Below are 23,851 nucleotides of genomic sequence, written 5' to 3'. Positions count from 1 at the left end.
CTGTTTCACAGCCATTTTTCTTGCGCAATCTGAAAATTTTTTGCATTAATCGGATGACTTTGCCGGAGGTGACGGAGCGGATGAATATCCAGGGCAAGCGCGGCCGCCCCAGCCGCCGCATTCGACTTGAAGAGATAGCGGCGCGTTGCGGCGTGTCGGTCAGCACCGCCTCCCGTGCGCTGAGCGGCGTCGGCGGCGTGAGGGACGAGCTTCGCACCAGGATCATCGAAACGGCGAAGTCGATGAACTATGCCATTCCCGCCTCGGTTGCCGGCCGCAAGGTCATCCTGGCCGCAAGCAGCGTGGCAATGGTGGACAGTGCCCGCAATCAGTTCACCTACCATGTCCTTGATGGACTCAACGAGCGCGCCCGGTTGCTGGGCGTCGAACTCGTGACCCGGCCGGTTTCGGCGCCCGAGGACGAAATCGCGCTGCTGCGTGAATCCGAGCGCGACGACAGCGTCGCCGGCTGCCTGTTTCTGACGCTGGACGATGACGATGTGCTGACGCTGACAGCCGGATTCGCCAAGCCGATCGTGCTCGTCAACGGCGACGATCCCTCGATGCGCCATTCGAGCGTGACGCCCTGCAATCGCTCTGCCGCCATGCTTGCGGCGCAGCATCTGATCGGCCTCGGCCACCGCCGCATCCTGTTCCTGATGCGGCGTGGCCGGCGCACGATCGAGCGGCGCTACGAAGGTTGGCGCGACGCGCTGATCACAGCCGGAATTGCCGGCTTCGACGACTTCGTGGTTGAGGTGCAGGACTGGCTGCCGGAACTTGCGAGCAGGGCCGTGACCGAGCGCATCGCGGCCCGTGGCCTCGATTTCACCGCCGTGCTGACGGCCGGCGACAGCTTGGCGTTTGGTGCCATCGCCGGCGTCCAGGAGGCCGGATATTCGGTGCCTGGCGATGTGTCCGTGGTCGGTATGGACGACTTGCCGCTCGCTGCCTTCTGCAACCCGCCGCTGACGGCGATGCACATTCCCATGCGCGAGATCGGATCGGCGGCGCTTAGCCTGCTGCTCGACGATATGGCCCATTCGGGGTCGCCGCCGCGTCGCGTCGAACTTGCCTGCAATCTCGTGGTGCGCCAGTCGACGGCACCAGCCCGAAGCGGCGCCGGCGGTCATCAACTGGCCTCTTGAGCGCGCGACTTGCCGCCAGCAAAGAGCAGCGGCAAACCCTCTTGCGTCTGCAGTTCAAGGACACGTCCAAGCAGGATCATATGGTCGCCAGCCGGGAAGCGGTCGGCGACGCTGCATTCGAACCGCGCCAGTGCGCGCGGCAGCAATGGCACGCCGTGCTCGCTCCACGACAGGTCAAGATCGGCAAAGTCCGTCCCCGACTTCGAAAAACGCCAGCACAGATCGATTTGATCTTCCGCCAGCACGTGAATGGCGTAGTGCGCGGAATTGGCGAAGGCTTCGAACCGGCGCGAGTGGCGGCCGATAGACCAGAGCACCAGCGGCGGATCGAGCGACACGGATGAGAAGCTGTTGGCAGTGATTGCGACCGGGCCGTCGGCCGTGCCGGTGGTGACGACCGTGACGCCGGTGGCGAAGCGCCCGAAGGCATTGCGCAAAAGGCGTGGATCGCACACGACATGCTCCATCAGCGGCGCTCCCCCGTTCCCAATGGTGTCGCCGGGGTCCGTTCCGGCACACGGCCATAGGCGTGCGGGAGCGAGCATGTCTTGAGCTGGGGCAGCACCTTGGTGCCGAAATGACGCGCCTCGTGGAGATGCGGGTAGCCGGAAAAGATGAAGGCGCGGATCCCCATCTTCATATACGTCTCGATTTCCGACAGAACCTGATCGGCCGAGCCCACGAGCGCCGCGCCGCAACCAGAGCGCGCCCGCCCGACGCCCGTCCACAGATGCGGCTCGACATAGCCTTCGGCATCGGCGATCTGGCGGTTCCTGGCTTGGTGCGATACGCCGAGCGATCGGGCGTCGAGCGCGCGCTCGCGGATCGCCCTGCCCTGCTCGTCGTCCAGCTTCGAAACCAGCTCCCGGGCATATTCCTTTGCCTCGGCCTCGGTATCGCGCACGATCATGTGGACGCGCAGGCCGTAGTCGAGCGTCCGCCCATGGCGCTCGGCGCGTTCGTGGACGGCCTTCATGCGGCCGGCAAGTTCCTCCCTGGTTTCCGGCCACATCAGGTAGACATCGCACTGTTCGGCGCAAAGCTCGAGCGCGTCGGGCGAATAACCGCCGAAATAGAGCAGCGGGCCGCCATTTTGCTGATAGGGCTTCGCTGGCGCCGTCGAGAGTCCTTTGTAGCGATAGACCTCGCCCTCGAAATCGATGCTGTCCCTGGTCCAGGCCTGGCGCAGGATCTGCACAACCTCGCGCGAACGCTGATAACGGTAGGCGCTGTCGGCCGTCTCGCCCGGAAAGTCAGACGAGATGATGTTCACCGTCAGCCGGCCTTCCAGCATGTGATCCAGCGTCGCAATCGTGCGCGCCAGCATGATCGGCTGCATCTCGCCGCAGCGCACAGCGGCGAGCAGATTGATCTTCGAGGTGATCGGCGCGCAGCCGGCTACGAAGCTCAGCGTGTCTTGGCCGACCTGATAGGACGACGGACACAAGATGTTGCGGAAACCTAGTTCCTCGGACGTCTTCACGATCTCGGAGCAATGCGCCCAGCTCGAGCGCAACGCGCCGTGCGGCACACCGAGATAGCGATAGTCGTCCGAGCAGAGTGCGGCGAACCACGAGACTTCGGCTGCATCGAGATCCGGCGAGGTGATTGGGACGATGCTCATTGCCACTCTTCAAAAAAGAAGCCCGGGCCATTCTTCAAAGAGGTCCGGAGCTGCGAATAGGGCTTGCTTAGCATTCGTTTTGGTGTAGATCAATACTGGATCAATTTGAGCCAAACCCGAAACCGGGATGCGATTGGACACCGGATGCATTTGACAAGGGCGGACCCCGGCCACCGATCCAGCCAGATGCGCGGGCCCTTGCCTGTGCACTTGCAGACCAGCGAAATGCTGATCCGCGAAATCGCGGCCGGACGGCTGGCCGACGGGGCGCGGCTGCCGCCCGAGCGCGAGATGGCCGCGAGCCTCGGGATTGCCGTCGGCACGCTCAGGCGGGCGCTGGCAGATTTGACCGAAAAGGGCCTTCTCGACCGCATCCAGGGCTCGGGTAACTATGTGCGGGCGCGCGGCGACCTGCTCGGGGTCTATGCTTTCTTTCGCCTGGAGCGTATCGGCGGCGGCGGCCTGCCGAGCGCCGACGTGCTGTCCGTCGAGCGACTGCGCAAGCCCGCCGACATGCCGCAATTCGGCAGCGCCGGCGAAGCCCACCGTATACGCCGGCTGCGGCGGCTCGACGGCGAGCCGGCCGCGGTCGAGGAGATCTGGCTGGACGTCAGCCGCGCCGAGCGGCTCAAGCGCGAGGATTTGTCGGAATCCCTCTATCTCCACTACCGGCTCGCGCTCGGCTTTTCGATCGTTCGCGCCGAAGACCATGTTGCCGTCGCACCCGCGCCGGACTGGGCCCCGCTCGAATTCAGGCCACCGCCGGGGACGGTCGTGGGGTTCATAGAACGTATCGCCTGGGCTGGCGACGGCGCCAGCGCGGAATATTCCCGCAGCTGGTTCGATCCGGGCGCGGCGCGGTACGTCACGCGTTTCAGATAGGCCGGAGGAAGACGCAGCGTGACCAGATCATCGATCGGCTACGGCATCATCGGCTGCGGCATGATGGGCCGCGAGCATATCCGCAATATCGCTCTGTTGCCCGACGCGCATGTGGCCGCGATCGTCGAGCCGGACCCCGGCATGTTGGCGGCGTCGCTGGCGACGGCGTCGGGCGCGCGATCGGCGGCATCGATCGCCGAACTGCTGGCCATGGATGAGGTGGACTGCGTCTTGATCGCCAGCCCCAACCACCAGCACCTCGGTCAGATGGAGCAGATCGCCGCGCTTCGACCACTGCCGGTACTGGTGGAAAAGCCGCTCTTCACCGAGGGCGCCGACGAGGGGCTGATCGCGGCGTTGAAAGCTCGGCTTCCGCTCGTCTGGGTGGCTATGGAATATCGCTATATGCCCCCCGTCGCCCTATTCGTCGAGCAGGCGCGCCACGCCACCGGCGGCATCCGCATGCTGACGATCCGCGAGCACCGCTTCCCGTTTCTGGCCAAGGTCGGCGACTGGAACCGCTTCAACCGCAACACCGGCGGCACGTTCGTCGAGAAGTGCTGCCACTTCTTCGACCTGATGCGGCTGATCCTCGGATCGGACCCCGTCCGCGTGATGGCGAGCGCTGGACAGGCCGTAAACCATCTCGACGAACGCTATGGCGGTGAGAGGCCGGATATCCTTGACCATGGCTATGTGCTGGTTGATTTCGCGAGCGGCGCGCGCGCCATGCTGGAACTGTGCATGTTTGCCGAGGGCAGCCGCTACCAGGAGGAACTCTGCGCTGTCGGCGGCGACGGAAAGATCGAATGTCTGGTGCCCGGACCAGGCCGTTTCTGGCCGACCCACCTTGGCCCTGCGCCAGTGCCCCAGTTGATCGTTAGTCCGCGCAATCCGCCTGGACCACGACTGCTGGAGATTCCCGTCGACCCCCGGCTGCTCGAGGCAGGCGACCATAACGGTTCGACCTATTTCGAGCACGCCCGCTTCACCGCTGCGGTGCGCGGACAAGGCAAGGTGGAAGTGACCTTGCAAGACGGCTGGTGGGCCGTCGTCATGGGTGTTGCCGCCCAGAGATCGGCCCGCGAAGGCCGCGCCATCGAACTCGCCGGTGAATTCGCGTTGCCGACCTAGGCCGACGACGCATTACCGGACCACCGAGTCAGATGCGCCGACCGGTTGCTGCGTCGAACAGATGCGCACATGCGCGGTCGATCTCGATCCGCACCCCTTCGCCTTGCTTGAGCGCAAGCCTTTCTCGGAAGAGGCAGGAGATTTCTTCACCGGAGCAGTCGACGCTGGCGAAGATTTCCGAGCCTGTCGCCTCGAGAAGCGTGATCGTGCCCGGCACGCCCTGCCCGGTTGCCCGGATATGTTCCGGGCGAATGCCGTAGACGAGTTCGCGTCCTGCGGTATCCGCCGGCTGGGCGCCTTCCGGCAACGGCAGGACCAACCCGCCGGCGCTGCGGAACACGCCCTCCTCGATGCGGCCGGCGATGAAGTTCATGGCGGGCGAGCCGATGAAACCGGCAACGAAGAGGTTGGCCGGATGGTCGTAGAGGTCCAGCGGCGCGCCGATCTGCTCGACCAGGCCGTCATGCAGCACGACGATCTTGTCGGCCATCGTCATGGCCTCGATCTGGTCGTGCGTGACATAGATCGTCGTGGTACCCAGCCGCTGGTGCAGGGCCTTGATCTCGCCGCGCATCTGGACGCGCAATTTGGCATCGAGGTTGGAGAGCGGCTCGTCGAACAGGAAGACCTGTGGGTCGCGTACGATCGCGCGGCCCATGGCGACGCGCTGGCGCTGGCCGCCCGAAAGCTGGCGCGGATAGCGGTCAAGCAGCTTTTCCAGGCCGAGGATGCCGGCTGCCTTCCGGACCCGGCCAACGGTGTCGGCCGGATCGGCTCTCTTGATCTTGAGGGCAAAGCCCATATTGTCGGCCACAGTCATATGCGGATAGAGCGCATAATTCTGGAACACCATGGCGATGTTCCTGTCCCGTGCCCGCAGATTGTTGACCATACGCTCGCCGATGGCGATCTTCCCGCCGGAGATCGTCTCAAGGCCTGCGATCATGCGCAGCAGCGTCGATTTTCCGCATCCCGACGGGCCGACCAGGATGACGAATTCGCCGTCGGCGATGTCGACGCTGACGTCGTGAATGATCTTGGTGGCCCCGAAGGCCTTCTGCACGTTGTTGATTGTTACCGATGCCATTGGATCTTTCCTGGAAAAAGAGTGATGTCAGGACGCGCCCTCAGCCGCCCTTGACGGCGCCGGCGGTCAGCCCCGCGACGATCTGCCTTTGCGCGAACATGGTCAGGATCAGCACCGGCAACGTCACCACCAGCGCCGCCGCGGCGAGCGGCCCCCAGCTGACCTGCTCGTAGGACAGCATGTTGTAGACGGCGACCGGGAGTGTGCGCGTCTCACGGCTGGCGAGCACCACGCCGAAGACGAAATTGTTCCACGAGAAGATCACGGACAGGATGAAGGCGACGACGATGCCCGGCTTGGCGATGGGCAGGGCAACCAGCCGGAAAACCTGCCAGGAGCTGGCGCCGTCGATGTTGGCCGCCTCTTCCAGTTCCATCGGCGTGGTCTCGAAATAGCCGATCATCACCCACACCACGATCGGCACCGTCACCACCAGATGGATGATGATCTGCGGCCACAGCGTGCCGAGTATCCCGATCCATTGGAACAGCAGAAACAGCGGGATGAGATAGGATAGCCCAGGCGTCATGCGGGCGATCATGATGACGACCGCCGATCGTTCAGCCTTGAGCCGTGCGATGCCATAGCCGGCCGGTACGCCGATCAGCAGCGCCAGCAAGGTCGCCGTGCCGGTCACCAGAACCGAATTCCAGAGATAGAGCAGGAAATTGTTCTCCTCGAACACCTTTACATAGTTCGACCAGGCGAAGCGTTCGGGGATCAGGATCGGCGGATAGGCACCGTTGTCGATCTCGAATTTCAGCGACAGCGAGATCATCCAGAGGAAGAACAGGATCGCCGGCGAAACGAAAACCAGGGCAGCGAAAAACAGACCGATCTGGTTGAGCAGCCGTGAACTCATCTATTTGCCCTCCGTATCGATCCACTGCGAGCGTTGGCGCAGCATCAGCAGGACAAACGACAGGGCCACGATGACAATGAAGAACACCACGGCCATGGCCGAGCCGTAGCCGATATCGTAGTAGGAGAAGGCGGTGTTGTAGAGATAGATGTTGATGGTCTCCGACGCCGTTCCCGGCCCGCCCTGGGTCATCGCGTAGATGATGTCGAAGCTCTTCAGCGCATCGATGGTGCGGATGATGACCGCGATCATCAGGAACGGCGCGATCATCGGCAGAGTGAGATAGCGGAATTGCTGCCAGGCATTGGCGCCGTCGATCTCGGCGCTTTCGAAGGGCTCGCGCGGCACCGAGGCCAGCCCGCCAAGCACGATCAGCATGACCAGCGGCGTCCACTGCCAGGTCTCGACCCCAACCAGCGACGGGATGACCGTGTTGGCGTTGAATATCCATTCCTGAGCCGGGATGCCGACCAGCGACAGCAGGTAGTTGAGCACGCCAAGCTGAGGATGGAACATCATTGTCCAAACCAGTGCGACGGCAACGGGTGTCGCCATCATCGGCATGACGAAGACGCCGCGTAGCAAGCCGCGCAGCGGAAACCTGGCATCGAAGATCAGGGCGGCCAGAGTGCCCAGCAGCATCGGCGCTGCAACCGAGAGGAAAGTGTAGGTCAACGTATGAACAAGGGATTCCCAGAAACGTGGGTCGCTGGCCAGGCGGAGATAGTTTTCCATCCCGGCAAAGCTCCGCGACTGGCCGAGCGTCCAGCGATTGACGCTCATCCACAGGGTGAAAGCCCAGGGGAAAACGATGACGGCGCCGACGACGACGAGTGCGGGGACAACGAAAGGCCAGTAGTTGGGAGCCAGCCGGATCGTCTGGCTCCCGTCGATAACCGGCATCGTCACCCCGGTCTGTTCTGGGGTGGTGGCCGACATCAGCCCTGCTCGCTCCTGTCGAGAACCGGCTGGAACTGTTCGGTGGCCTTCTTCAGCTCCGCGGCTGGATCGGCGCCGGCAATCATGTTGGTCAACGCCACGCCATAAATGTCGCGGAATTCCGTGACGGGGATGATGACCGGCAGTGCCAGCCGACTGATATTGCCCGAGCCGACCACGGCATCAAGCCAGCTTGCCGGCATGGTGACGCCTTCACGCACCTTGGGATCCTCCAGCACGGATTTGCGGAACGGAACGCCGGCCCCGGCCTGCAACAGCCGTGCACCCATGGTTGGCGATACCGCCCACTGGCAGAACAGATAGGCAGCCTCCTTCTTCTCGCTGGCGGCGGTAACGCCAATCCCGTCGCCGAAGGTGCCCGAGGCATGCGCCTTGGGACCCTTGGGCATCACGCCGTAACCGACCTTGCCGACCACCCTCGATTTTTCCGGATTTTCCATCGGCGGGGCAAAGCCCACGCCGTCGAGCCACATGCCGATCTTGCCCTGCAGGAAGGCCGACTGTGCTTCGGCCCAGTTGAACCCGGTAACGCCCGGAGGGGCGGACTTGGTCATCAATCTTTGATAGAGCGCGGCCGCCTCGATCGCCTCGGGAGCCTCGGTGCGCAGCTTGCCCTTGTCATCTAGCGGCGTCATGTCGTAGCCGAGCATCAGCGACGTCCACACCGGCGTGTTTGCGTTCTTGAGCCCGCGGGCGACGAAGCCGTATGTATTGGTCGAGGGGTCGGTCAGCGCTTCGGCGGCTGCCACCAGTTGCTCGAAGGTCTCTGGGTATTTGAGGCCCTTGGCCTCGAACAGCTCCTTGTTCCAATACAGGATCCAGTAGTCCACCGAGAACGGTAGCGAGCGCAGCACGCCCTGGCCGTCCTTGGCAAACAGCATGCCGGCTTCGGCGAAGTCGCTTTCGACCAGCGCCGGGTCGGTGAGCGACGGATCGGCGAGATAGCCGGCGATGTCGGCCAGCCAGCCACCCTTCTCGAACTGGCGCTTCTGCACGTGGTAGCTCAGATGCACGACGTCGAAGCTCGGCTTGCCCGAGCTCAACTCGATCACCGTCTTCTGGCGCTGCTGCTGCTCGGGCGTTGCCTCGGCATTGACCTTGATGCCGGTCAGTTCCTCGAACTCGGCGAGATATTTCAGGATGGTGTCGCTGCGCGGGCTTTTCACCAGATTGACGTCAAGCGTCGTCCCGGCAAAGCGTTTCCAGTCAACGCCTGCGGCAAAGCCGGGGCGAAGCCCCACAAGGCCGGCAGCGGTTAGCGCCGCGGTTCCGGCAAGGAGTTGCCTCCTGGTTGGGTTGAACAGATTGGACGACATTTCTTCCTCCCGGTTGCTGTCGTTGTGGATGCGACGCGAACCGCGGCGCGGCTATATTTCCTCAGATCTGGAGCGCCAGCCGGCGCGCATTGTCGATATGCAGACTGATCGCTTCAACCGCTTTTTGCGGATTGCGGCTCTCCATGGCTTCGATGACCGCCAAATGTTCGCGCATCACCGGCACCACACGACCGTCGATGCGGAAACGCTCCTGGTGGATCAGCCGGATTTTCACCGAGTTGACCAGATAGGCCTTGGCGATAATCTCGTTGCCGAGCGCATTGATGAAGGTGTCGTGCATCGCCCAGTCGATGTTCTGGGCCTTGGCTTCCATTTCCGGCGTCGGCGCCTGCCCGAGAGCTTGAGCCAGCATCTCTTCATGTTCGCGCCGCATGCGGGCAAGTTCGGCATCAGAAGCGCTGGTCGTGAATAGCGCCACTGCCTCGCGTTCCATGAACAACCGAAACTGAAACGCCTCGCGGATCAGATTGATATCGATATGCGCGATCTGCATGCCGCGCTGCGGGATGGTGGTCAGCAATCCCTCGGCCTCGAGGCGCGGGACGATCTCACGAATGGCACCCAGCGGCAGCCCGGTGAAAGCGACCAGTTCGCGCTGTGACACGAACTGCCCCGGCCGCAGATCGCGGGCCAGCAAATGCCGCGTGAAGCTGGCATAGGCCTTCTCCCGGAGAGTGATCGGTTCGCTGCCGTCTTCCACTTCAGCTCGCTTCCTTGTCGGTCAGCCCGGCCTTGTCGGTCAGGCCGCCTCTGTCGCAAACAGCCTGTCGTAGGCAGCGGCAAGCTGCCGCTGTCCCTGCGGATCGATCGCCTCTAGGGGCGGGCGGACCGCCAGCCAGCGCTCGTCGCCGGTCTTGCGCGCGACCATGACCTTCACCGCCGGCGTGACCGGGTATTTGAGCAATTCGAGCACGAAGTCTTCGACGCGTGGGTCGTCGCCCCCGTTTTCGACCATTGCCCGGATTTCGCCGCTAACAAAATTAGCCATGCCGGAAATCGCGCCCTGTCCGCCGCGGCGCACGCTTCTCGCCAGATGCCGTTCGTCGCCGATGAGGATCACCAGATCGCCGTGCGCCTCAAGCAGCGCCTCACTGTAGCTCCAGTCCCCGCCGGAATCCTTCACCCCGGCCACCACAGCGGGAAAAGCGGCGCGCAGCCGGCCGATCAGCCCAAGCGGGAGCGGCACCATGGTGACTGAGGGGATGTTATAGAGCAGCACGTCGCGCGCCAGCGGACCGAGTGCGGTGAAGACGGCGGAAAACCATCCGAACAGCCCGTCCTCGCCGACATTCTTGAAGTAGCTCGGCGGAGCGAGCAGAATGTTGCGAACGCCGCGCTGCAAAGCGTGCCGGGCCTGATCGGCGGCATCTTCGGCTGCATCGACCAGCACTCCGGCGACGAGCTGATGTGGCGGAATACCGGCCGCCAGCATGGCCTCGGTGACGATCCGTCGCTCGTCGGTGCCGACCGAGGCTCCTTCGCCGGTGGTGCCGAACAGCGTCGCGCTGCTGCAGCCGGCGCCAAGGCAGGCTCGGGCATGCGCGATCATCGGCGCGAGCGCTATCTGCCCCGACGGGTCGAAGGGTGTGGTCAGGGCAACCGAAAGACCAAAGCGGGAAGCCAATGCGATCTCCGTTGAAATCCATGTGGACGTAGCGTTAGCACGCTAACATGTCAGATGTAAACGGGTGATCTTGCCAACTCGGCATCGCCGAACGGCGCTGCCGCGGCAGCGCCATCGCCGATCATTTTCCGCCGCTCGAACATCACATATGCAGCTGTCCCCGAGCCTCTGCGGGATTGGCTGGACGAGGCAGCCTAAGCTCGATCAAGTGGCGACGAGGTGGCCGTCGCCAACATCTTCGAGCTTGAGTTTCCGGGGCTCGTCACCGATGCGTCGCACAGCGCTTGGAATTTCGCTGTCCAAACGGGCGAACCTGGCGCGGCGCCGGCCTGGATCGGGAACCGGAACGGCTTCGATCAGCCGCTTTGTGTAAGGATGGCGCGGGTTGGAGAAGATCTGGTCGCGGGTGCCCATCTCGACGATCTGCCCCAGATACATTACCGCCACGCGATCGGAGATGTTCTCGACCACCGCCATGTCGTGCGAGATGAAGAGATATGCGACGCCGAATTCGCGCTGCAGCTCCTTCAGCAATCTTAGCACGCGCGCCTGCACCGACACGTCGAGAGCAGAGACGCTCTCGTCGGCAATGATCAGCTTTGGTCGCAGCGCCAGCGCCCGTGCAATGCAGATTCGCTGGCGCTGCCCGCCGGAGAATTCGTGGGGATAGCGCTCCATCTGGTCAGCGGAGAGGCCGACGCGTTCGAACAGGGCGGCGATCTGGGCATGCCGTTGCTCTCTGTCGCCGAGGCCGTGGATCAGCAGAGGCTCGGCGACGAGATCGCCGACCCGCATGCGCGGGTCGAGGGACGCGAAGGGATCCTGAAAGATCATCTGCACATTGCGGCGGACAGCCTTGCGCTCCTTGCGGCTGAGCGCCGACAGGTCGTGGCCGCCGATTGAAATGCTGCCGGTGAAAGGCACTAGTCCGGCGATCGCCTTGGCCGTCGTCGACTTGCCGCAGCCCGATTCGCCGACCAGCGACAGGGTTTCGTGCGGCGCGATCGAGAAACTCACGCCTTCGACCGCGTGCACCCTGCGGTCAACGCGGCCGAAGAAGCCGCCGTGCAGGTCGAAGCGGACGTGAAGATCGCTGACAGATACAAGCTCGGCCGGCATGTTGGCGGCATCTTGTCGGCCTTCGGCCGTCCGTCCGCCGCCGATACGCGGCACGGCGGCCAGAAGCTCGCGTGTATAGTCGGCCTGCGGGCGATTGAAGATGTCAGCCGCCCTGCCCTGCTCGATCATCCGGCCATCGCGCATGATGATGACGCGGTCCGCCATCTCGGCGACGACGCCCATGTCGTGCGTGATCAGGATGACGCTGGTGCCGTGCTCGCGCTGGAGGTCGCGCAGCAGCTCCAGCACCTCGCCCTGAACCGTAACATCGAGGGCGGTCGTCGGCTCATCGGCGATCAGCACGTCCGGGTTCAGGGCCAGAGCCATGGCAATCATCACGCGCTGGCGCATGCCGCCTGACAGTTCGTGCGGATAGTGCTCGAGCCGCCGTTCGGCATCCGGAATTCGGACTGCCTTCAGCGCCTCGAGCGCCCTCAGCCGCGAGTTGGAGCGCGACAGCGAGGTGTGTGCCTCGATCGCCTCCGTGAGCTGCCGCCCAATGGACAGAACCGGATTGAGCGATGTCATCGGTTCCTGAAAGATCATGGCAATACGGTCGCCGCGGATGCGGCGCATGCCGCTCTCGCTGAGAGCCGCGAGATCCTGATTGCCGAGCCGGATGGAGCCTGATCCGATGCGTGCCGCCGGCTGCGGCAGCAAGCCCATGATGGCCAGCGCCGTCATCGACTTGCCGGAACCGGACTCGCCGGCGATGCAAAGCGTTTCGCCGCGCATCAGGCCGAATGTCAGGTCGGAAACGACGTCGCGCTCGCCCTCCTCGCCGCGCACGGCGACGCTCAGACCTGAGACGCTGAGTACCGGTCTGACAGAGCCACTCTCCGCGGCGGCCTGCCCGGATCGTTTGATGTCCTCCACCTTCATTCAAAGACGCAGCGGGGGAAGTAGAACGAAACCACCCAGTTGGGCATGTCGACGATCTCGCTGATGCGCAGGTCACCGCAAACCGAGACGAGCATATAGGCATCTACCGGATCCATGCCGTAGCGGCCGGAGAGCAGGTCGATCATCTGGGAAACGGCGCTCCTGGCGCCGTCCATCAGATCCGGCCCGATACCGGTTGTCACCTCGTAGCCCTTGGCGTCGAGATGCCGCGACACCGGACCGGGCGTTGTGAAACGCGGCGTCCGCAGCCGTGCATCCTTGACCAGATCGAGCGTCAGCACGGCGTTCATGGGGCTCTCGATCGCCGTGCCGCAGACCTCGCCATCGCCTTGCGCGGCGTGCGTGTCGCCGACCGAGAACAACGCGCCCGCGACCTCCACAGGGAGGTAGAGAACCGTGCCGGCGGCGAGATCACGGATGTCCAGATTGCCGCCCACGCGCCGCGGCGGGACCACCGAATGCAGACCCGGCTCAGCCGGGGCATTGCCGATGGTGCCGGCGAAGGGCTTGAGCGGCACCCGGCCGCTCTTGCCGAACAGCGCCGGTTCGAGCGAGGCGGCGTCGTACTTCCAGATATTCAGTGCCGGTTGAGAGAAGTCATCCGCCAACAGACCGAATCCCGGGATGTTCGCCGTCCAGCCGAAGCCTGACGGCTTGAACGCCTCGATGGTGATTTTCAGGGCATCGCCCGGTTCTGCCCCGTCGACATAGATTGGCCCAGTGACCGGGTTCACCTTGGCAAAGTCGAGCAAAGCAACGTCGTCGACGGTGCTCTCCATCGTCAGCTGCCCGCCGGACGAGTCCAGGCACTGGAACTCGATCGTCGACCCTGGCGCCACCCGTTCGGTCGGGACAAAGGAATTGTCCCAGCCGAAATGATGGTGGCGCCCGTGGATGGTGTAGTCGCAGTTATTGCACATCGGTCACATACACATTGTCGTAGTTGATCGGGATGTGGACCGGGTCGACATAGAGGTTGTCGGCGCCACCCATGCGGGTTGATTTCATGGTGAACCGCTGCTCGTTGAAGACCGGTGCCCAGGGCGCGTCTTCCATGATCTTGCCGTAGATCTCGCTCCACATCTTGGCGCGGTCGCCAGCCTTGGCCGGGTCGACGATGGAGTCGGCTTCGGCCGCCTTGGCGTCGAGCTCCTTGTTGCAATACCACGACCAGTTCCAGCCGCCCGGGACGGCACCAGCGCAGCCGAGGATCGGGCCGTAGAAGTTCGACGGATCGGGGAAGTCGGCGATCCAGGCCATGCCGCCGGACCAGATCATCGGCGCACCGGCCTTGTCGCCGCCGGCGGCGATGACGTTGGCCTGCGCGAGCGATTGGATGCCGGCCTTGATGCCGACCGCCGCCAGATCCTGCTGAATGGCCTGCGCGATGCGCGGGTTGGGATCGGTGTTCATGGCAAACAGCTGCGTGTCAAATCCGTCGGGATGCCCGGCCTCGGCAAGCAAGGCCTTGGCCTTGGCCACGTCATAGGGATAGCCCTTGAATGCCTTGTCATAGCCGGGCATCGACGGCGGCAACGGCTGATTGGCCGGCACCGCACGGTTGTTGATCAGCTGGACGATGCGGTCCTTGTTGATCGCCATGTTGACCGCCTGCCGCACCTTCACGTTGTCGAAGGGCGCCATGGTGGTATTCATGGTGATATAGCCGGTGTGCAACTGGCCGCCCTCGACGACACGGGCCTTCTGCTCGGGATCGGCCATCACCTCCTGGAATTTCGCCGGCGGAATGCCGTCGCCGGGAACGTCGATCTCGCCTTTCTGGAGCCGCAGCAGCGCCACGATCGGCTCCTGGCCGATCTCAAAGGTGATCTTGTCGAGATGCGGCAGACCCTTGTGCCAGTAATCCGGGTTGCGCTCGAAGACCACGCGCTGGCCGAGCGTCCATTCGGCGAGCTTGAAGGCGCCGGTTCCGACCGGATGTTTGCCGAAGTCCGCACCGTATTTTTCGACTTCTTCCTTCGGCACGACATGCGAGAAGTTGATCGCCATGACATGCAGGAAGGTGGCGTCGGGCCGGGTCAGCTCGAACTTGATCGTGTAGGGATCGACGACGGTTATGCCCGCCAGGCTTTCCGCCTTGCCGGCAGCGACGTCGTCATAGCCTTTGATCGAGCCGAAGAAGCCGGCGCCCGGGCTCTGTGTCTTTGGATTGGTGACCCGATCGAGCGAATATTTCACGTCGTCGGCGGTCATCTCGCGGCCATTGTGGAACTTCACTCCGTGGCGCAGCTTGAAGGTGAAGGTCTTGCCGTCGGGCGCAATCTCGTAGCTCTCGGCAAGGTCGGGCCGCAGGTTGGTGGTGCCCGGCTCGTAGTCCATCAGCCCGTCGAACAGGCTCTTGATCATCGACCAGTTCTGCCAGTCATAGCCGATGGCCGGATCGAGCGTGGCGACGTCGTCCTTGTAGGTGATGGTGATCGCGCCGCCCTGCTTGGCATTCGGATCGACGGCGTCTTCGGCGCGTACGCTTGTCATGCCAAGCACCAGCCGCAAGCGCCGATGCCGCCACGGTCGATATCAGATATTTTCTCATGTCATGTTCCCTTTCTCTGGTTTTCTTGGTTTTCATCTGAGCTTGATGCGTGGATCGATGAACGGTGCGACAGTGTCGGCCAGGAGATTGCCGAGCACGATGGCAAAGGCCGAAACCAGGGTGACCCCCATGATGATCGGAATATCGATGCGCTGAATGGCCTGCCAGGCTAGCTGGCCGATGCCTGGCCAGCCGAACACGCTTTCGACAACCACGATGCCGCCCATGAAGATGCCGATGTCGATGCCGATCATGGCGATGACCGGCAGGATGGCGTTGGGCAGCGCGTGCCGGAAGATAATGGCGCTGCGTGCAAGACCCTTGGCACGCGCGGTACGCACGTAATCCTGGCGCAGCACGTCGATCATCGACGAGCGCATCATGCGGGCGTACCAGCCGGCACCGAGAATTCCCATGGTCAGCGACGGCAGCACCAGATGACGCCAGGTGCCGTAACCGCCGATCGGGAACCAACCGAGCCGCACCGCGAACACATAAAGCAGCAGCAGGCCGACAACGAATTGCGGCGCCGAGACGCCGACGAAGGAGGCGACCATCAGCGACTGGTCGGTGGCGGTGCCACGCTTGACGGCGGCGATGAGGCCCATCGTCAGCCCGATCACGACTTCGCAAGCAATGGCGCCGAGCATCAGCAGCAGGCTTGCCGGCAGCCGCGAGACGATAAGCTCCGTGACCTCCGAGCGCTGGATGTAGGAGCGCCCCAGATCGCCGCTGAGCAGACTGATCAGATAGTGCCAGTACTGGACGACGAAGGGCTGATCGAGGCCGAGCTGCCGGCGGATGTTTTCGACCGTCTCGGGCGTGGCGCTGCGGCCGGCGATCTGGCGGACGGGATCGGCGGGCAGCAGATAGAGCAACGCAAAGGTGATCAGGGAGACGCCGAGCAAGATGAGCACGGACTGGACAACGCGGCGGCCGAGATAGGCGATCATGCCCGCCCCCTTTGCGTCGGATCGAGGATGTCGCGCAGCGCATCGCCGACCAGGTTAAAGGCTAGCGCCAGCGCCAGGATCGCCGCACCCGGAAAGAAAACCAGCCAGGGCGCTGCCTGAAAATAGGTTTGGTTTTCGAAGATGATGTTGCCCCAGGAAGCAGTCGGCGGTTGCACGCCGATGCCGAGATAGCTGAGCGTCGCTTCAAGAAGCACCGTCGTCGAGATGCCGAGCGTGCCCCAGACGATGATCGTCGGCAAAAGGTGCGGCAGGATATGACGAAACAGGATGCGCGGGGCGCTTGCGCCGATGGTGCGCTCGGCATCGATGAACTCGCGCTCGGAGAGCGAACTTGTCTCGGTGTAGATGACGCGGGCGGTCTGCACCCAGTTCACCAATGCGATCACCATGGCGACGATCCATAGGCTCGGCTGGAGCACCGCCGCCAGGCAGATGGCGAGCAGCAGCGCCGGGAAAGCCATCATCAAATCGGTGAAACGCATAAGCGCGCTGCCGATCCAGCCGCGGAAATAGCCGGCCGTGATGCCGACCAACGTGCCGATCAGAAGCGCCACGCCATTGGCGACGATGCCGATGATCAGCGACGTGCGCGCGCCGAAAAGGAGACGGGTCAGCAGGTCGCGGCCAAGCAGGTCGGTGCCCAGCCAGAATTGGGCCCCCGGCGGCAGTGGTGCGCCTTCAAGCGTGAGCCCGTCGAACATCTGCTCGTTTGGATCGTAGCCTGTCAGCCACGGTGCAAGAATGGCGCCGGCCAAGACAACGGCAATAATCCCGAGGCCGAGTAAAGCGAGAGGCCGTTTTAGCAGACGTCGCCAGACGCCGGCGCGAGGCTTGGCTGGCATACGCCCGGCGGCCGAAAGCTCAGGCGCGATCGGATTGGTCATCGTCGCCTTCTTCTTGTGTCATCGCCACGATCCTGCGCGCGGCTTCCTCGACACTGATTTGCCAGCTCATCGCCAGCGAGCGGAGCTGCGCATAGGCACGGCCGTCCTCGGCGCCCTTCGACGAGACCTCCACCGCGCGTACGATGGTCTGGCGCTCCGCGACCCGCTGACGAAGCGAGGCAATCTCGCTGGCCAGAAGCTTGCGCGCCTCGAAACTCTGCCTTGCGATCAAAAGCGCGCTATAGACGCCGGCATTGCCGACCGGTTTCAGCAACTGCGCATCGGCCTTGTGCGACAATGCCCATTCGACGCGCCCCGGCGCCTCGGAGCCGATCAGTGCTATTAGCGGCATCGGTGCCTCGCCCGGCTTCCACGGAAATTGTTCGTCAAAGCCGAGATCGACGTCGAAGAAGACGAAGTCCGCCGCCAAGGCTTCGGCCGGCAGTTCCGGCCAAAAGCCAATCGCCTCAAGGCCGATGGCCGACAATTGCCTTGTGATCGCCTGCACGGTCGGATGTGGACGATGCAGGACAAAAGCCCTAGCGCCTCCAAGGTTCGGGATACGCGCCATCTTGCTCACGACACCACCCGCAGGCGTGGCCGCCCGAAGGTCTCCGTCCGGTCATAGCGGGAAAGGTAGGGATCGGGTGCCACGCCCTTCGTCAGCGTGACCGTTTTGAACGATGTTCCATCGATACGTCCGATTAGCACCGGCAAGGTAGCATGCTGGGTTTGCGGGTCGATGGCGATGTCGCCCAGTGGCGTTCGAAATGACGTTTCGGTAAAGACCTTGGGAAGGTCCGTCCATTGTGCACCGGGGTTGCGGGTGAGGATCTCGGCGAGCATGCGCACCGAGGCATAAGCCGCCGCCTCGAACGATGAGGCCGGCATGACGGAAGGCACTGGAGCCGCACGGCGATCCGCCCCCGAGATGTCGTGAAAATAGGGCCCAACGGAAAGGTGGCCATCGCCTGCCCCGTTGAGCGCCGGCAATTCGCATTCCGTGAGATTGCAGGACAGGATCGGGCAACGCTCCGGCCTGAAATGCGGGTCGCGCCGGCCAAGCTCCGCATACGCAGCGATGAAGGCATAAGAAGAAGGGCCGATGAGATTATTCAGAATGAAATCAGGTCTCGTCGCCTGTATCTCCGCGATCAGCCGCGCAACATCGACCTCGCCGAGCGGCAGATAGCGTTCGCCCAGCACCTTGCCGCCAGCGTCCGCAATCAGGTCGCGCGCCACGCGGTTGGTCTCCCAACCCCAGATGTAGTTGGAACCGAGCAGGAAGCCGTCGGCGGCGAAACGAGGCACGACATAGGCAAGCAGCGGTACGAGATGCTGATTGGGGCAGGCGTGTGTGTAGACGACATGCTCGTTGGCTTCGAAGCCCTCGTACGGGCAGGCGTACCACAGCGTGCCGCCTGCCCTCTCCAGGATTGGAATGACCTCCTTGCGGCTCCACGAGGTGACGCAGCCAATGATGTGACGCGCGCCGCTGTTGGCGAGAATGTCCGCGCAGCCGCTTGCATAGCGATCGATGTTGCCCTGCGGGTCGCGCTCGATCGGGATGAATTCGAATGGGATAGCGGGATCGGCGTTGACGTCGGCCATGGCGTTCATCGCACCCGCACGGCAGGATTCGGACACCAGCTGGTAGTTGCCGGACCGCGAATAGAGAATGCCGATCTCGATATGCCGTTTCAAGCAATGCCTCAAAATGACAATGCCCCGCAGCCACCGCCGCCAGGCGAGAGCATACGAGGCATTCTTGCCGCCCGGCGGTCAGAGCCGGTATTTGTCCTCACCGTATTACGCCCGCGCTCCCAGTCAAGAGCCGCCACGCGAAACTTTGGCCAGCCGAAACGGTTCGGCGCGGAGCACGCAACTCATGCCGCTGGTCGTGTAGAGTCCGCCAGGAACCAAAATTGCTGATGTCCAGGATGGGGCCGGACAAACCCGGTTCGCTACCATTCAAAGCAACGACTTTAATATCGGTTTACCTGAATCTGCTAGCAGCAATGACGCCGGTTTTTCGTCGGTCAAGCAAAGGGTTCCACCTTGCCGCAGCAATTCATCACTCCGTTCTGTCACCGGGGCGATCGCAACTGGCCGAGGTTGCACGGCTTCATGGGCGTCGAGTTGGAACGCGCGCCCGATGTTCTCGTGCCTCGCGTCGCCTTGGCCCGAAAGCTCGGTGGATGGGACTTTGGTGGCGGGAGCCGGGCTTGAGCGTCATTCGCGCCTTGCAAGGCGCCGACCTCCCGGCAGTTGCGAACATGTTTCAGCGCGTGCTGTTGAAGGAGAGGACCGAAGCGCCGGCCTCTCTCGTGGAATACATGAAACGGTTTTATCTGGATGCGCCCGGTTGCGCAGACAACCTCCGGTCGCTTGTCCATGTCAACGACGCCGGTCGCGTCTCCGGATTTGTCGGCGTCCACGTCCTGCCGATGACGTTCAACGGCCGACAACTACGCGCGGCCATCTGTAGCTCGCTCATGGTCGAGGACCATGAGCACGACCCGCTGGCCGGCGCCCGCTTGCTGAAAGCTTACCTGGATGGTCCGCAGGACATCTCCTTCAGCGAGACGGCCAACGATATTTCCGTGAAATTGTGGACCCGGCTGCGCGGCGTGGTCCTGCCGCAATACAGCCTTGACTGGGTCCGCGTGATGCGCCCCGCGGCCTTCATGCTCAGCCTTTCCGCCAATCGCATGGCGCTTGCGCGAATGCTCAATCCGCTGGCGCGTACAGTCGACCGATTTTACTGCAGAAGGATGACGTCCAGCGAACGACGCTGGTCGGGTGTGGCGGTGGACGGGGCAGGCCACGGAGCATTTCGTACATCCGAAATCGACAGCCACGCATTTGCCAGGCTCATCGAACCGTTTACCGCTCAATTCGCCCTGCGCCCGGAATGGACGGAAGACCAACTCGACCACATCCTGACCGATGCGGCACAAAAACCGGATCTGGGCGAGCTTGTCTACGTTTGTGTGACGTCGCCAGTCGGCACCAATGTCGGCGCTTTCGCCTATTACGCACGAAAGTATGAAATTGGTCGCGTGCTGCAAATCTTCGCCCTCCCCGGCCAGGCGGGCCCGGTGATTGACTGCCTGATCGATCACGCCGCCACGCGCGGCGTCAGCGGCCTGCGCGGACGCATTCAACCTGCACTTCTGGAGGCGATGCTTGGACGACGCATTGCTTTCCTGACCGTTGCCTCAACGGTGGTACATTCACGTGATCCAGAGCTTTTGGACGCGATGAAGAACTCGCAAGTCTTTCTGAACGGGCTTGCGGGCGAGCAGTGGAGCCGGCTGATCGGTAGCCGCTTCAGCTGAGGCGGGATGCGTTCAAGTTCAATCCCGCTCTATCTATTTGTTTTAGCCGCGTTCCACTTGGCTGCAAAATGCTTGGGTCAAAACCCAATCACTCTGAACGACCGAGTTCGACCCTTTGCCGTCATCCAGTTGGGAGCGTCGCATGACGCGATCTGACCCTTGTCCGATATTCGGGCTCTCATGCAGCAGGTACACAGACCCGAAAAGCTGTCTTTCAGGGGCGGCGGCAATGGCATCAACCTGCGACCTGCTGTAAGCTTGGAAAGCGGGTAACAATCCGCGAAGGATTGAGGGATGGAACGTCATCTCGCAGCCGTCCTGATTGCCGATGTCGTCGGCTATGGCCGCTTGAGCCAGATCGACGACGAGGGTACGCGTGCGCTTTTCCGAACCGACCTGAACGAAGTATTCGAGCCAAGGATCGCTGCGCACCATGGTCGCCTGGTGAAAACCATGGGAGATGGGATGCTGGTCGAGTTCCACAGTGTGGTCGACGCCCTACGCTGCGCGGTCGAAATCCAGCAACGGAAGGCGGAGGTGAACGTTCTCACGCAGCCAGAACGGCGGCTTGATTTCCGCATCGGCATCAATCTGGGCGATGTTATGGTTGAGGGTGACGACATCCACGGCGATGCGGTGAACATCGCCGATCGGCTGCAAGGGCTGGCGGAACCTGGAGGAATCGCGATTTCCGCCACCGCCTGCGACCATGTGAGGGGAAAGGTGCCGATCGGCTTTGCCTCACTCGGCGTGCAGAAAATGAAAAGTATCGCCGAACCTGTTCGCGTGTACCGTGTCTTGATCGACCCCGCTACTGCGGGCAAGATCGTCGGTGCCAAACCAGGCCTTTCTGCCGGCGACGACAGTAAGCCGCCGGTAATTGCGGTTTTGCCGTTCGAAAACCTGAGCGCCGACGACGGCTGGAGGCGGCTGGCAGACGGCCTGTCGGCCGACATGGTCGGCGACCTAGCGCGCTATCCCGACCTTGCGGTCATTTCGCGCCAGACCATGCAGTCCTATCGGGGACGGGCGAGCGACACACGCTCGGTTGGACGGGAACTGAACGCCGATTACCTGCTGGAAGGCACCCTCCAGGCGATCGGACAGCGTGTCCGCGTCGCGGTGCAGCTGGTCGACACCCGGACCGGAGCCAACCTTTGGTCGGCGCGGTTCGACGAGTCGACCGATGATTTTTTTCTCATGCAGGACAGCATCACACAGAACGTCATCAATGCCCTGGCAGGCACTTTCGGCAAGCTCGCCAATCTCGGGCGTGAGGTGGCTCGGCGGAAGCCTCCCTCGAGCCTGGGTGCTTACGACTGCTATCTACTCGGGGTGGAACTGCACGACAGATTCACGACCGATGCGAGGGCAGAAGCCATACGCATGCTGTCCCGCGCGGTGGAACTCGACCCCGGCTTCGCGCGGGCCTGGATGACGTTGGGATTGGCACATGCGGTCGATGCCTTCAATGCCTTCACGCCAGATTCAGCCGCTTCGGTCGAGCGCTGGCGAGAATGCGTGGAAAAGGCTCTGGCGCTCGACCCTACCGATCCGATGACGCGCCTTTACATGGGCGCTCTCCGCGCCATTGGCGGCGATATCAGCGGGGCCGCAGAGGAATACGACCGGGCGCTGGCCCTGGCACCCAATGACGCCGATGTGCTGTCGATGCTTGCCTCAAGCCGAGCTCTCGTGTGTGGAAATCCGGAAGAAGGCTGTGCTCTTGCCGAACGGGCGCTTCGCCTCAATCCGCAGGCTCCGAGTTGGTACTACGCGCAGCTCGCCCGGGCGCGGTTCGTCGCCGGTCGCTATGCCGACAGTCTGTCGTCGCTGCGCCAAAGTCCGCCGGATATTCCCGTCACTCTGATGTTCCGTGCCCTGTGTCACGCGCTGCTCGAAGAGCCGGCGCAGGCGCAGTCGATCGCCAGGCGGATTGCCGTCGAGTTTCCAAGGTTCACCGTCGAGAACTTCATCCGAACCTATCCCGTCACCAATCCTCTGGCCCTCGCTGCGATTAAGGAAGGGGCTCGTCGCGCAGGTATAGCGTAGAGCCGAAAACGGTGCCGAGCTGAGGAGGGGGACGCGCTTCCTGGATATGCCACTTGGTAAGCCGGGCCCCGCTTCCGGGCCAGGCTGAAGGTCTGCTTCGTAGCGCTAACTCGGCGCTGGCGTGACCCCTGCTAAGCTTCCGCTCCTGGCGCGTCCCTGGTTCAAACACCTGAGCCGCAGAACGCCAGAAACGAGCGTCGAAAGGCTGGCTGGGGTGGTGGAGAGCGGAAATTCCGATCCGTCCCTTCAACGGGAAAACGCGCCACACAAGCGGAGGTTTGCGCGCACTGCAATGAACGCTGGATGTCAACCAAGGCCAGCTTCAAGCCGAATAGACTTGGAAGCAAGACGCCAGTAAAGTTTGACCAATGGGTGCAAGGAAGGCGCCCTTGCATATGGCCAACGAATCCATCCGACGCCGGCTTGCTGCCATTTTGGCCGCTGACGTGGTCGACTACAGCCGGCTCATGGAGCGCGACGAAACGGCTACGCACACGCAGCTCATGGCGCGGTGGAAGGATGTGCTGGAGCCGCTTGTCAAACGCCATCAGGGCCGTGTCTTCAAGCGGACCGGCGACGGCGTGTTCGTCGAGTTCGGCAGCGCCGTCAACGCCGTCGAATGCGCCACCGCCCTTCAGCAGGCCATGGCCGCCGCCAACGAAAACGTGCCGCCGGACCGCGTCATCGTGCTTCGCGTCGGCGTCAACCTCGGCGACGTGATGGTCGACGACAGCGATCTCTACGGCGACGGGGTCAATGTGGCCGCCCGCCTCGAGACGCTCGCCGATCTTGGGGGCGTGGCGATTTCGGATGGCGTTCGCGAACATCTGCACGGCCGCATCGGGGTCGATTTCGTCGACAGCGGCCATCACGAGGTCAAGAACATCGAGCGCCCGGTGCATATCTGGACCTGGTCGCCGAACCGCGCGGACGGTGCCGTCAAGGCTGCCGTCGAAGCCCAGCCGCGGCTTCCGGCAAAGCCGTCGATAGCCGTCCTGCCCTTCGACAACATGTCCGGCGACCCGGAGCAGGGCTATTTCGCCGACGGCATCACGGAGGACATCATCACCGATCTCTCAAAGGTCTCGGGCCTTTTCGTGATCGCCCGGAATTCCTCTTTCGCCTACAAGGGCAAGGCGCCGGATATCCGCAAGGTGACTCGGGGGCGGGGATCAGGTGTGCCCGGTGCACGGATCGTGGAAAATCATATGCGCGTCGGCGGCGTCGGGTCTACCAACCGGCAGCCCTAGAGAAATACATTGCCCCATTTCGCCGCCTGTTTCCTCTTAGGACCCCTGCCCATCCAATTGCCGGGCGCGTAGGTAACGCGGCTACTTCACCACTCCGAAATCACATGACACGCAGC

The 23,851-nt window shown here is 63.1% G+C and carries 20 protein-coding genes and 1 pseudogene; 6 read left to right on the top strand and 15 right to left on the bottom strand.

Annotated elements, in window-relative coordinates; translation table 11 throughout:
- Positions 1-80: 80 nt before the first annotated feature.
- Complete coding sequence (locus tag NKI59_RS22930) at positions 81-1,148, top strand: LacI family DNA-binding transcriptional regulator (protein WP_352455781.1); 1,068 nt, start codon at positions 81-83, stop codon at positions 1,146-1,148.
- Here NKI59_RS22930 and NKI59_RS22925 read toward each other — a convergent pair.
- Positions 1,133-1,615: a flavin reductase family protein gene (locus tag NKI59_RS22925; protein WP_023674185.1), complete on the bottom strand. Its 483-nt coding sequence runs from the start codon at positions 1,613-1,615 to the stop codon at positions 1,133-1,135. The genes NKI59_RS22930 and NKI59_RS22925 overlap by 16 nt on opposite strands.
- Positions 1,615-2,772 (bottom strand): LLM class flavin-dependent oxidoreductase, encoded by a 1,158-nt coding sequence (locus tag NKI59_RS22920; protein WP_352592472.1) that lies wholly within the window; start codon positions 2,770-2,772, stop codon positions 1,615-1,617. Before NKI59_RS22920 ends, NKI59_RS22925 begins: the two co-directional genes overlap by 1 nt.
- Positions 2,773-2,997: 225 nt before the next feature.
- Here NKI59_RS22920 and NKI59_RS22915 point away from each other — a divergent pair, with 225 nt between their 5' ends.
- On the top strand, positions 2,998-3,654 hold the full coding sequence (locus tag NKI59_RS22915) for a GntR family transcriptional regulator (RefSeq protein WP_352592469.1): 657 nt from the start codon (positions 2,998-3,000) through the stop codon (positions 3,652-3,654).
- A 60-nt stretch (positions 3,655-3,714) separates the two neighbouring features.
- Positions 3,715-4,788: a Gfo/Idh/MocA family protein gene (locus NKI59_RS22910; RefSeq protein WP_502896945.1), complete on the top strand. Its 1,074-nt coding sequence runs from the start codon at positions 3,715-3,717 to the stop codon at positions 4,786-4,788.
- Positions 4,789-4,816: 28 nt separating this feature from the next.
- Here NKI59_RS22910 and NKI59_RS22905 read toward each other — a convergent pair whose 3' ends face one another.
- From NKI59_RS22905 to NKI59_RS22845, 13 genes are all read right to left on the bottom strand, one after another.
- Positions 4,817-5,875, bottom strand: coding sequence for an ABC transporter ATP-binding protein (locus NKI59_RS22905; RefSeq protein WP_352592463.1), 1,059 nt, complete (start codon positions 5,873-5,875; stop codon positions 4,817-4,819).
- A gap of 40 nt (positions 5,876-5,915) precedes the next feature.
- Positions 5,916-6,737: a carbohydrate ABC transporter permease gene (locus NKI59_RS22900; protein ID WP_023674179.1), complete on the bottom strand. Its 822-nt coding sequence runs from the start codon at positions 6,735-6,737 to the stop codon at positions 5,916-5,918.
- A complete protein-coding gene (locus tag NKI59_RS22895) occupies positions 6,738-7,640 on the bottom strand; it encodes a carbohydrate ABC transporter permease (protein WP_352592669.1) in 903 nt (300 codons plus the stop codon).
- A 35-nt stretch (positions 7,641-7,675) separates the two neighbouring features.
- On the bottom strand, positions 7,676-9,013 hold the full coding sequence (locus tag NKI59_RS22890; protein ID WP_023674177.1) for an extracellular solute-binding protein: 1,338 nt from the start codon (positions 9,011-9,013) through the stop codon (positions 7,676-7,678).
- Between the two features lie 61 nt (positions 9,014-9,074).
- Positions 9,075-9,734: a GntR family transcriptional regulator gene (locus NKI59_RS22885; protein WP_023674176.1), complete on the bottom strand. Its 660-nt coding sequence runs from the start codon at positions 9,732-9,734 to the stop codon at positions 9,075-9,077.
- 39 nt (positions 9,735-9,773) lie between these two features.
- Entirely contained in the window at positions 9,774-10,658 is an 885-nt protein-coding gene (locus NKI59_RS22880) for a dihydrodipicolinate synthase family protein (RefSeq protein ID WP_352707085.1), read from the bottom strand.
- A 204-nt stretch (positions 10,659-10,862) separates the two neighbouring features.
- Positions 10,863-12,659: an ABC transporter ATP-binding protein gene (locus NKI59_RS22875; RefSeq protein WP_352592458.1), complete on the bottom strand. Its 1,797-nt coding sequence runs from the start codon at positions 12,657-12,659 to the stop codon at positions 10,863-10,865.
- On the bottom strand, positions 12,656-13,600 hold the full coding sequence (locus NKI59_RS22870; RefSeq protein WP_352592455.1) for an acetamidase/formamidase family protein: 945 nt from the start codon (positions 13,598-13,600) through the stop codon (positions 12,656-12,658). The genes NKI59_RS22875 and NKI59_RS22870 overlap by 4 nt, the downstream gene beginning before the upstream one ends.
- The gene (locus tag NKI59_RS22865) at positions 13,590-15,176 is read right to left on the bottom strand and encodes an ABC transporter substrate-binding protein (RefSeq protein WP_502901093.1); all 1,587 of its coding nucleotides are present in this window, start codon (positions 15,174-15,176) and stop codon (positions 13,590-13,592) included. The genes NKI59_RS22870 and NKI59_RS22865 overlap by 11 nt, the downstream gene beginning before the upstream one ends.
- A 90-nt stretch (positions 15,177-15,266) precedes the next feature.
- Entirely contained in the window at positions 15,267-16,187 is a 921-nt protein-coding gene (locus NKI59_RS22860) for an ABC transporter permease (protein WP_352635303.1), read from the bottom strand.
- Complete coding sequence (locus tag NKI59_RS22855; protein ID WP_198023515.1) at positions 16,184-17,050, bottom strand: ABC transporter permease; 867 nt, start codon at positions 17,048-17,050, stop codon at positions 16,184-16,186. The genes NKI59_RS22860 and NKI59_RS22855 overlap by 4 nt, the downstream gene beginning before the upstream one ends.
- Before the next feature lie 19 nt (positions 17,051-17,069).
- On the bottom strand, positions 17,070-17,672 hold the full coding sequence (locus NKI59_RS22850) for an ANTAR domain-containing response regulator (RefSeq protein WP_352707082.1): 603 nt from the start codon (positions 17,670-17,672) through the stop codon (positions 17,070-17,072).
- The gene (locus tag NKI59_RS22845; RefSeq protein ID WP_352592444.1) at positions 17,669-18,796 is read right to left on the bottom strand and encodes a transporter substrate-binding protein; all 1,128 of its coding nucleotides are present in this window, start codon (positions 18,794-18,796) and stop codon (positions 17,669-17,671) included. Before NKI59_RS22845 ends, NKI59_RS22850 begins: the two co-directional genes overlap by 4 nt.
- A gap of 521 nt (positions 18,797-19,317) precedes the next feature.
- Between NKI59_RS22845 and NKI59_RS22840 the strand changes: the two genes are divergently transcribed.
- The 3 genes and pseudogenes from NKI59_RS22840 to NKI59_RS22830 form a co-directional block, all read left to right on the top strand.
- Positions 19,318-20,433 (top strand): hypothetical protein, encoded by a 1,116-nt coding sequence (locus tag NKI59_RS22840; protein WP_352592441.1) that lies wholly within the window; start codon positions 19,318-19,320, stop codon positions 20,431-20,433.
- 294 nt (positions 20,434-20,727) lie between these two features.
- Positions 20,728-22,485 carry an adenylate/guanylate cyclase domain-containing protein gene (locus NKI59_RS22835; protein WP_352707079.1) on the top strand — a complete coding sequence of 586 codons (1,758 nt, stop codon included), beginning with the start codon at positions 20,728-20,730 and terminating at the stop codon, positions 22,483-22,485.
- A gap of 395 nt (positions 22,486-22,880) precedes the next feature.
- Positions 22,881-23,657, top strand: a pseudogene (locus NKI59_RS22830) (adenylate/guanylate cyclase domain-containing protein); the annotation flags it as partial.
- Positions 23,658-23,851: the final 194 nt, after the last annotated feature.

It is taken from the genome of Mesorhizobium sp. M0598, from assembly GCF_040320865.1.
Taxonomy (GTDB): domain Bacteria; phylum Pseudomonadota; class Alphaproteobacteria; order Rhizobiales; family Rhizobiaceae; genus Mesorhizobium.
The sequence above is the reverse complement of the archived record's forward strand: the minus strand, read 5'-3'. Positions and strand labels throughout refer to the sequence as shown.

Coding starts and splice junctions, on each gene's coding strand:
- NKI59_RS22865 (WP_502901093.1), bottom strand. CDS start 15,176: ATGACAAGCGTACGCGCCGAAGACGCCGTCGATCCGAATGCCAAGCAG.
- NKI59_RS22900 (WP_023674179.1), bottom strand. CDS start 6,737: ATGAGTTCACGGCTGCTCAACCAGATCGGTCTGTTTTTCGCTGCCCTG.
- NKI59_RS22890 (WP_023674177.1), bottom strand. CDS start 9,013: ATGTCGTCCAATCTGTTCAACCCAACCAGGAGGCAACTCCTTGCCGGA.
- NKI59_RS22835 (WP_352707079.1), top strand. CDS start 20,728: ATGGAACGTCATCTCGCAGCCGTCCTGATTGCCGATGTCGTCGGCTAT.
- NKI59_RS22895 (WP_352592669.1), bottom strand. CDS start 7,640: ATGCCGGTTATCGACGGGAGCCAGACGATCCGGCTGGCTCCCAACTAC.
- NKI59_RS22910 (WP_502896945.1), top strand. CDS start 3,715: ATGATGGGCCGCGAGCATATCCGCAATATCGCTCTGTTGCCCGACGCG.
- NKI59_RS22920 (WP_352592472.1), bottom strand. CDS start 2,772: ATGAGCATCGTCCCAATCACCTCGCCGGATCTCGATGCAGCCGAAGTC.
- NKI59_RS22875 (WP_352592458.1), bottom strand. CDS start 12,659: ATGAAGGTGGAGGACATCAAACGATCCGGGCAGGCCGCCGCGGAGAGT.
- NKI59_RS22930 (WP_352455781.1), top strand. CDS start 81: ATGAATATCCAGGGCAAGCGCGGCCGCCCCAGCCGCCGCATTCGACTT.
- NKI59_RS22870 (WP_352592455.1), bottom strand. CDS start 13,600: ATGTGCAATAACTGCGACTACACCATCCACGGGCGCCACCATCATTTC.
- NKI59_RS22925 (WP_023674185.1), bottom strand. CDS start 1,615: ATGGAGCATGTCGTGTGCGATCCACGCCTTTTGCGCAATGCCTTCGGG.
- NKI59_RS22855 (WP_198023515.1), bottom strand. CDS start 17,050: ATGCCAGCCAAGCCTCGCGCCGGCGTCTGGCGACGTCTGCTAAAACGG.
- NKI59_RS22860 (WP_352635303.1), bottom strand. CDS start 16,187: ATGATCGCCTATCTCGGCCGCCGCGTTGTCCAGTCCGTGCTCATCTTG.
- NKI59_RS22905 (WP_352592463.1), bottom strand. CDS start 5,875: ATGGCATCGGTAACAATCAACAACGTGCAGAAGGCCTTCGGGGCCACC.
- NKI59_RS22915 (WP_352592469.1), top strand. CDS start 2,998: ATGCTGATCCGCGAAATCGCGGCCGGACGGCTGGCCGACGGGGCGCGG.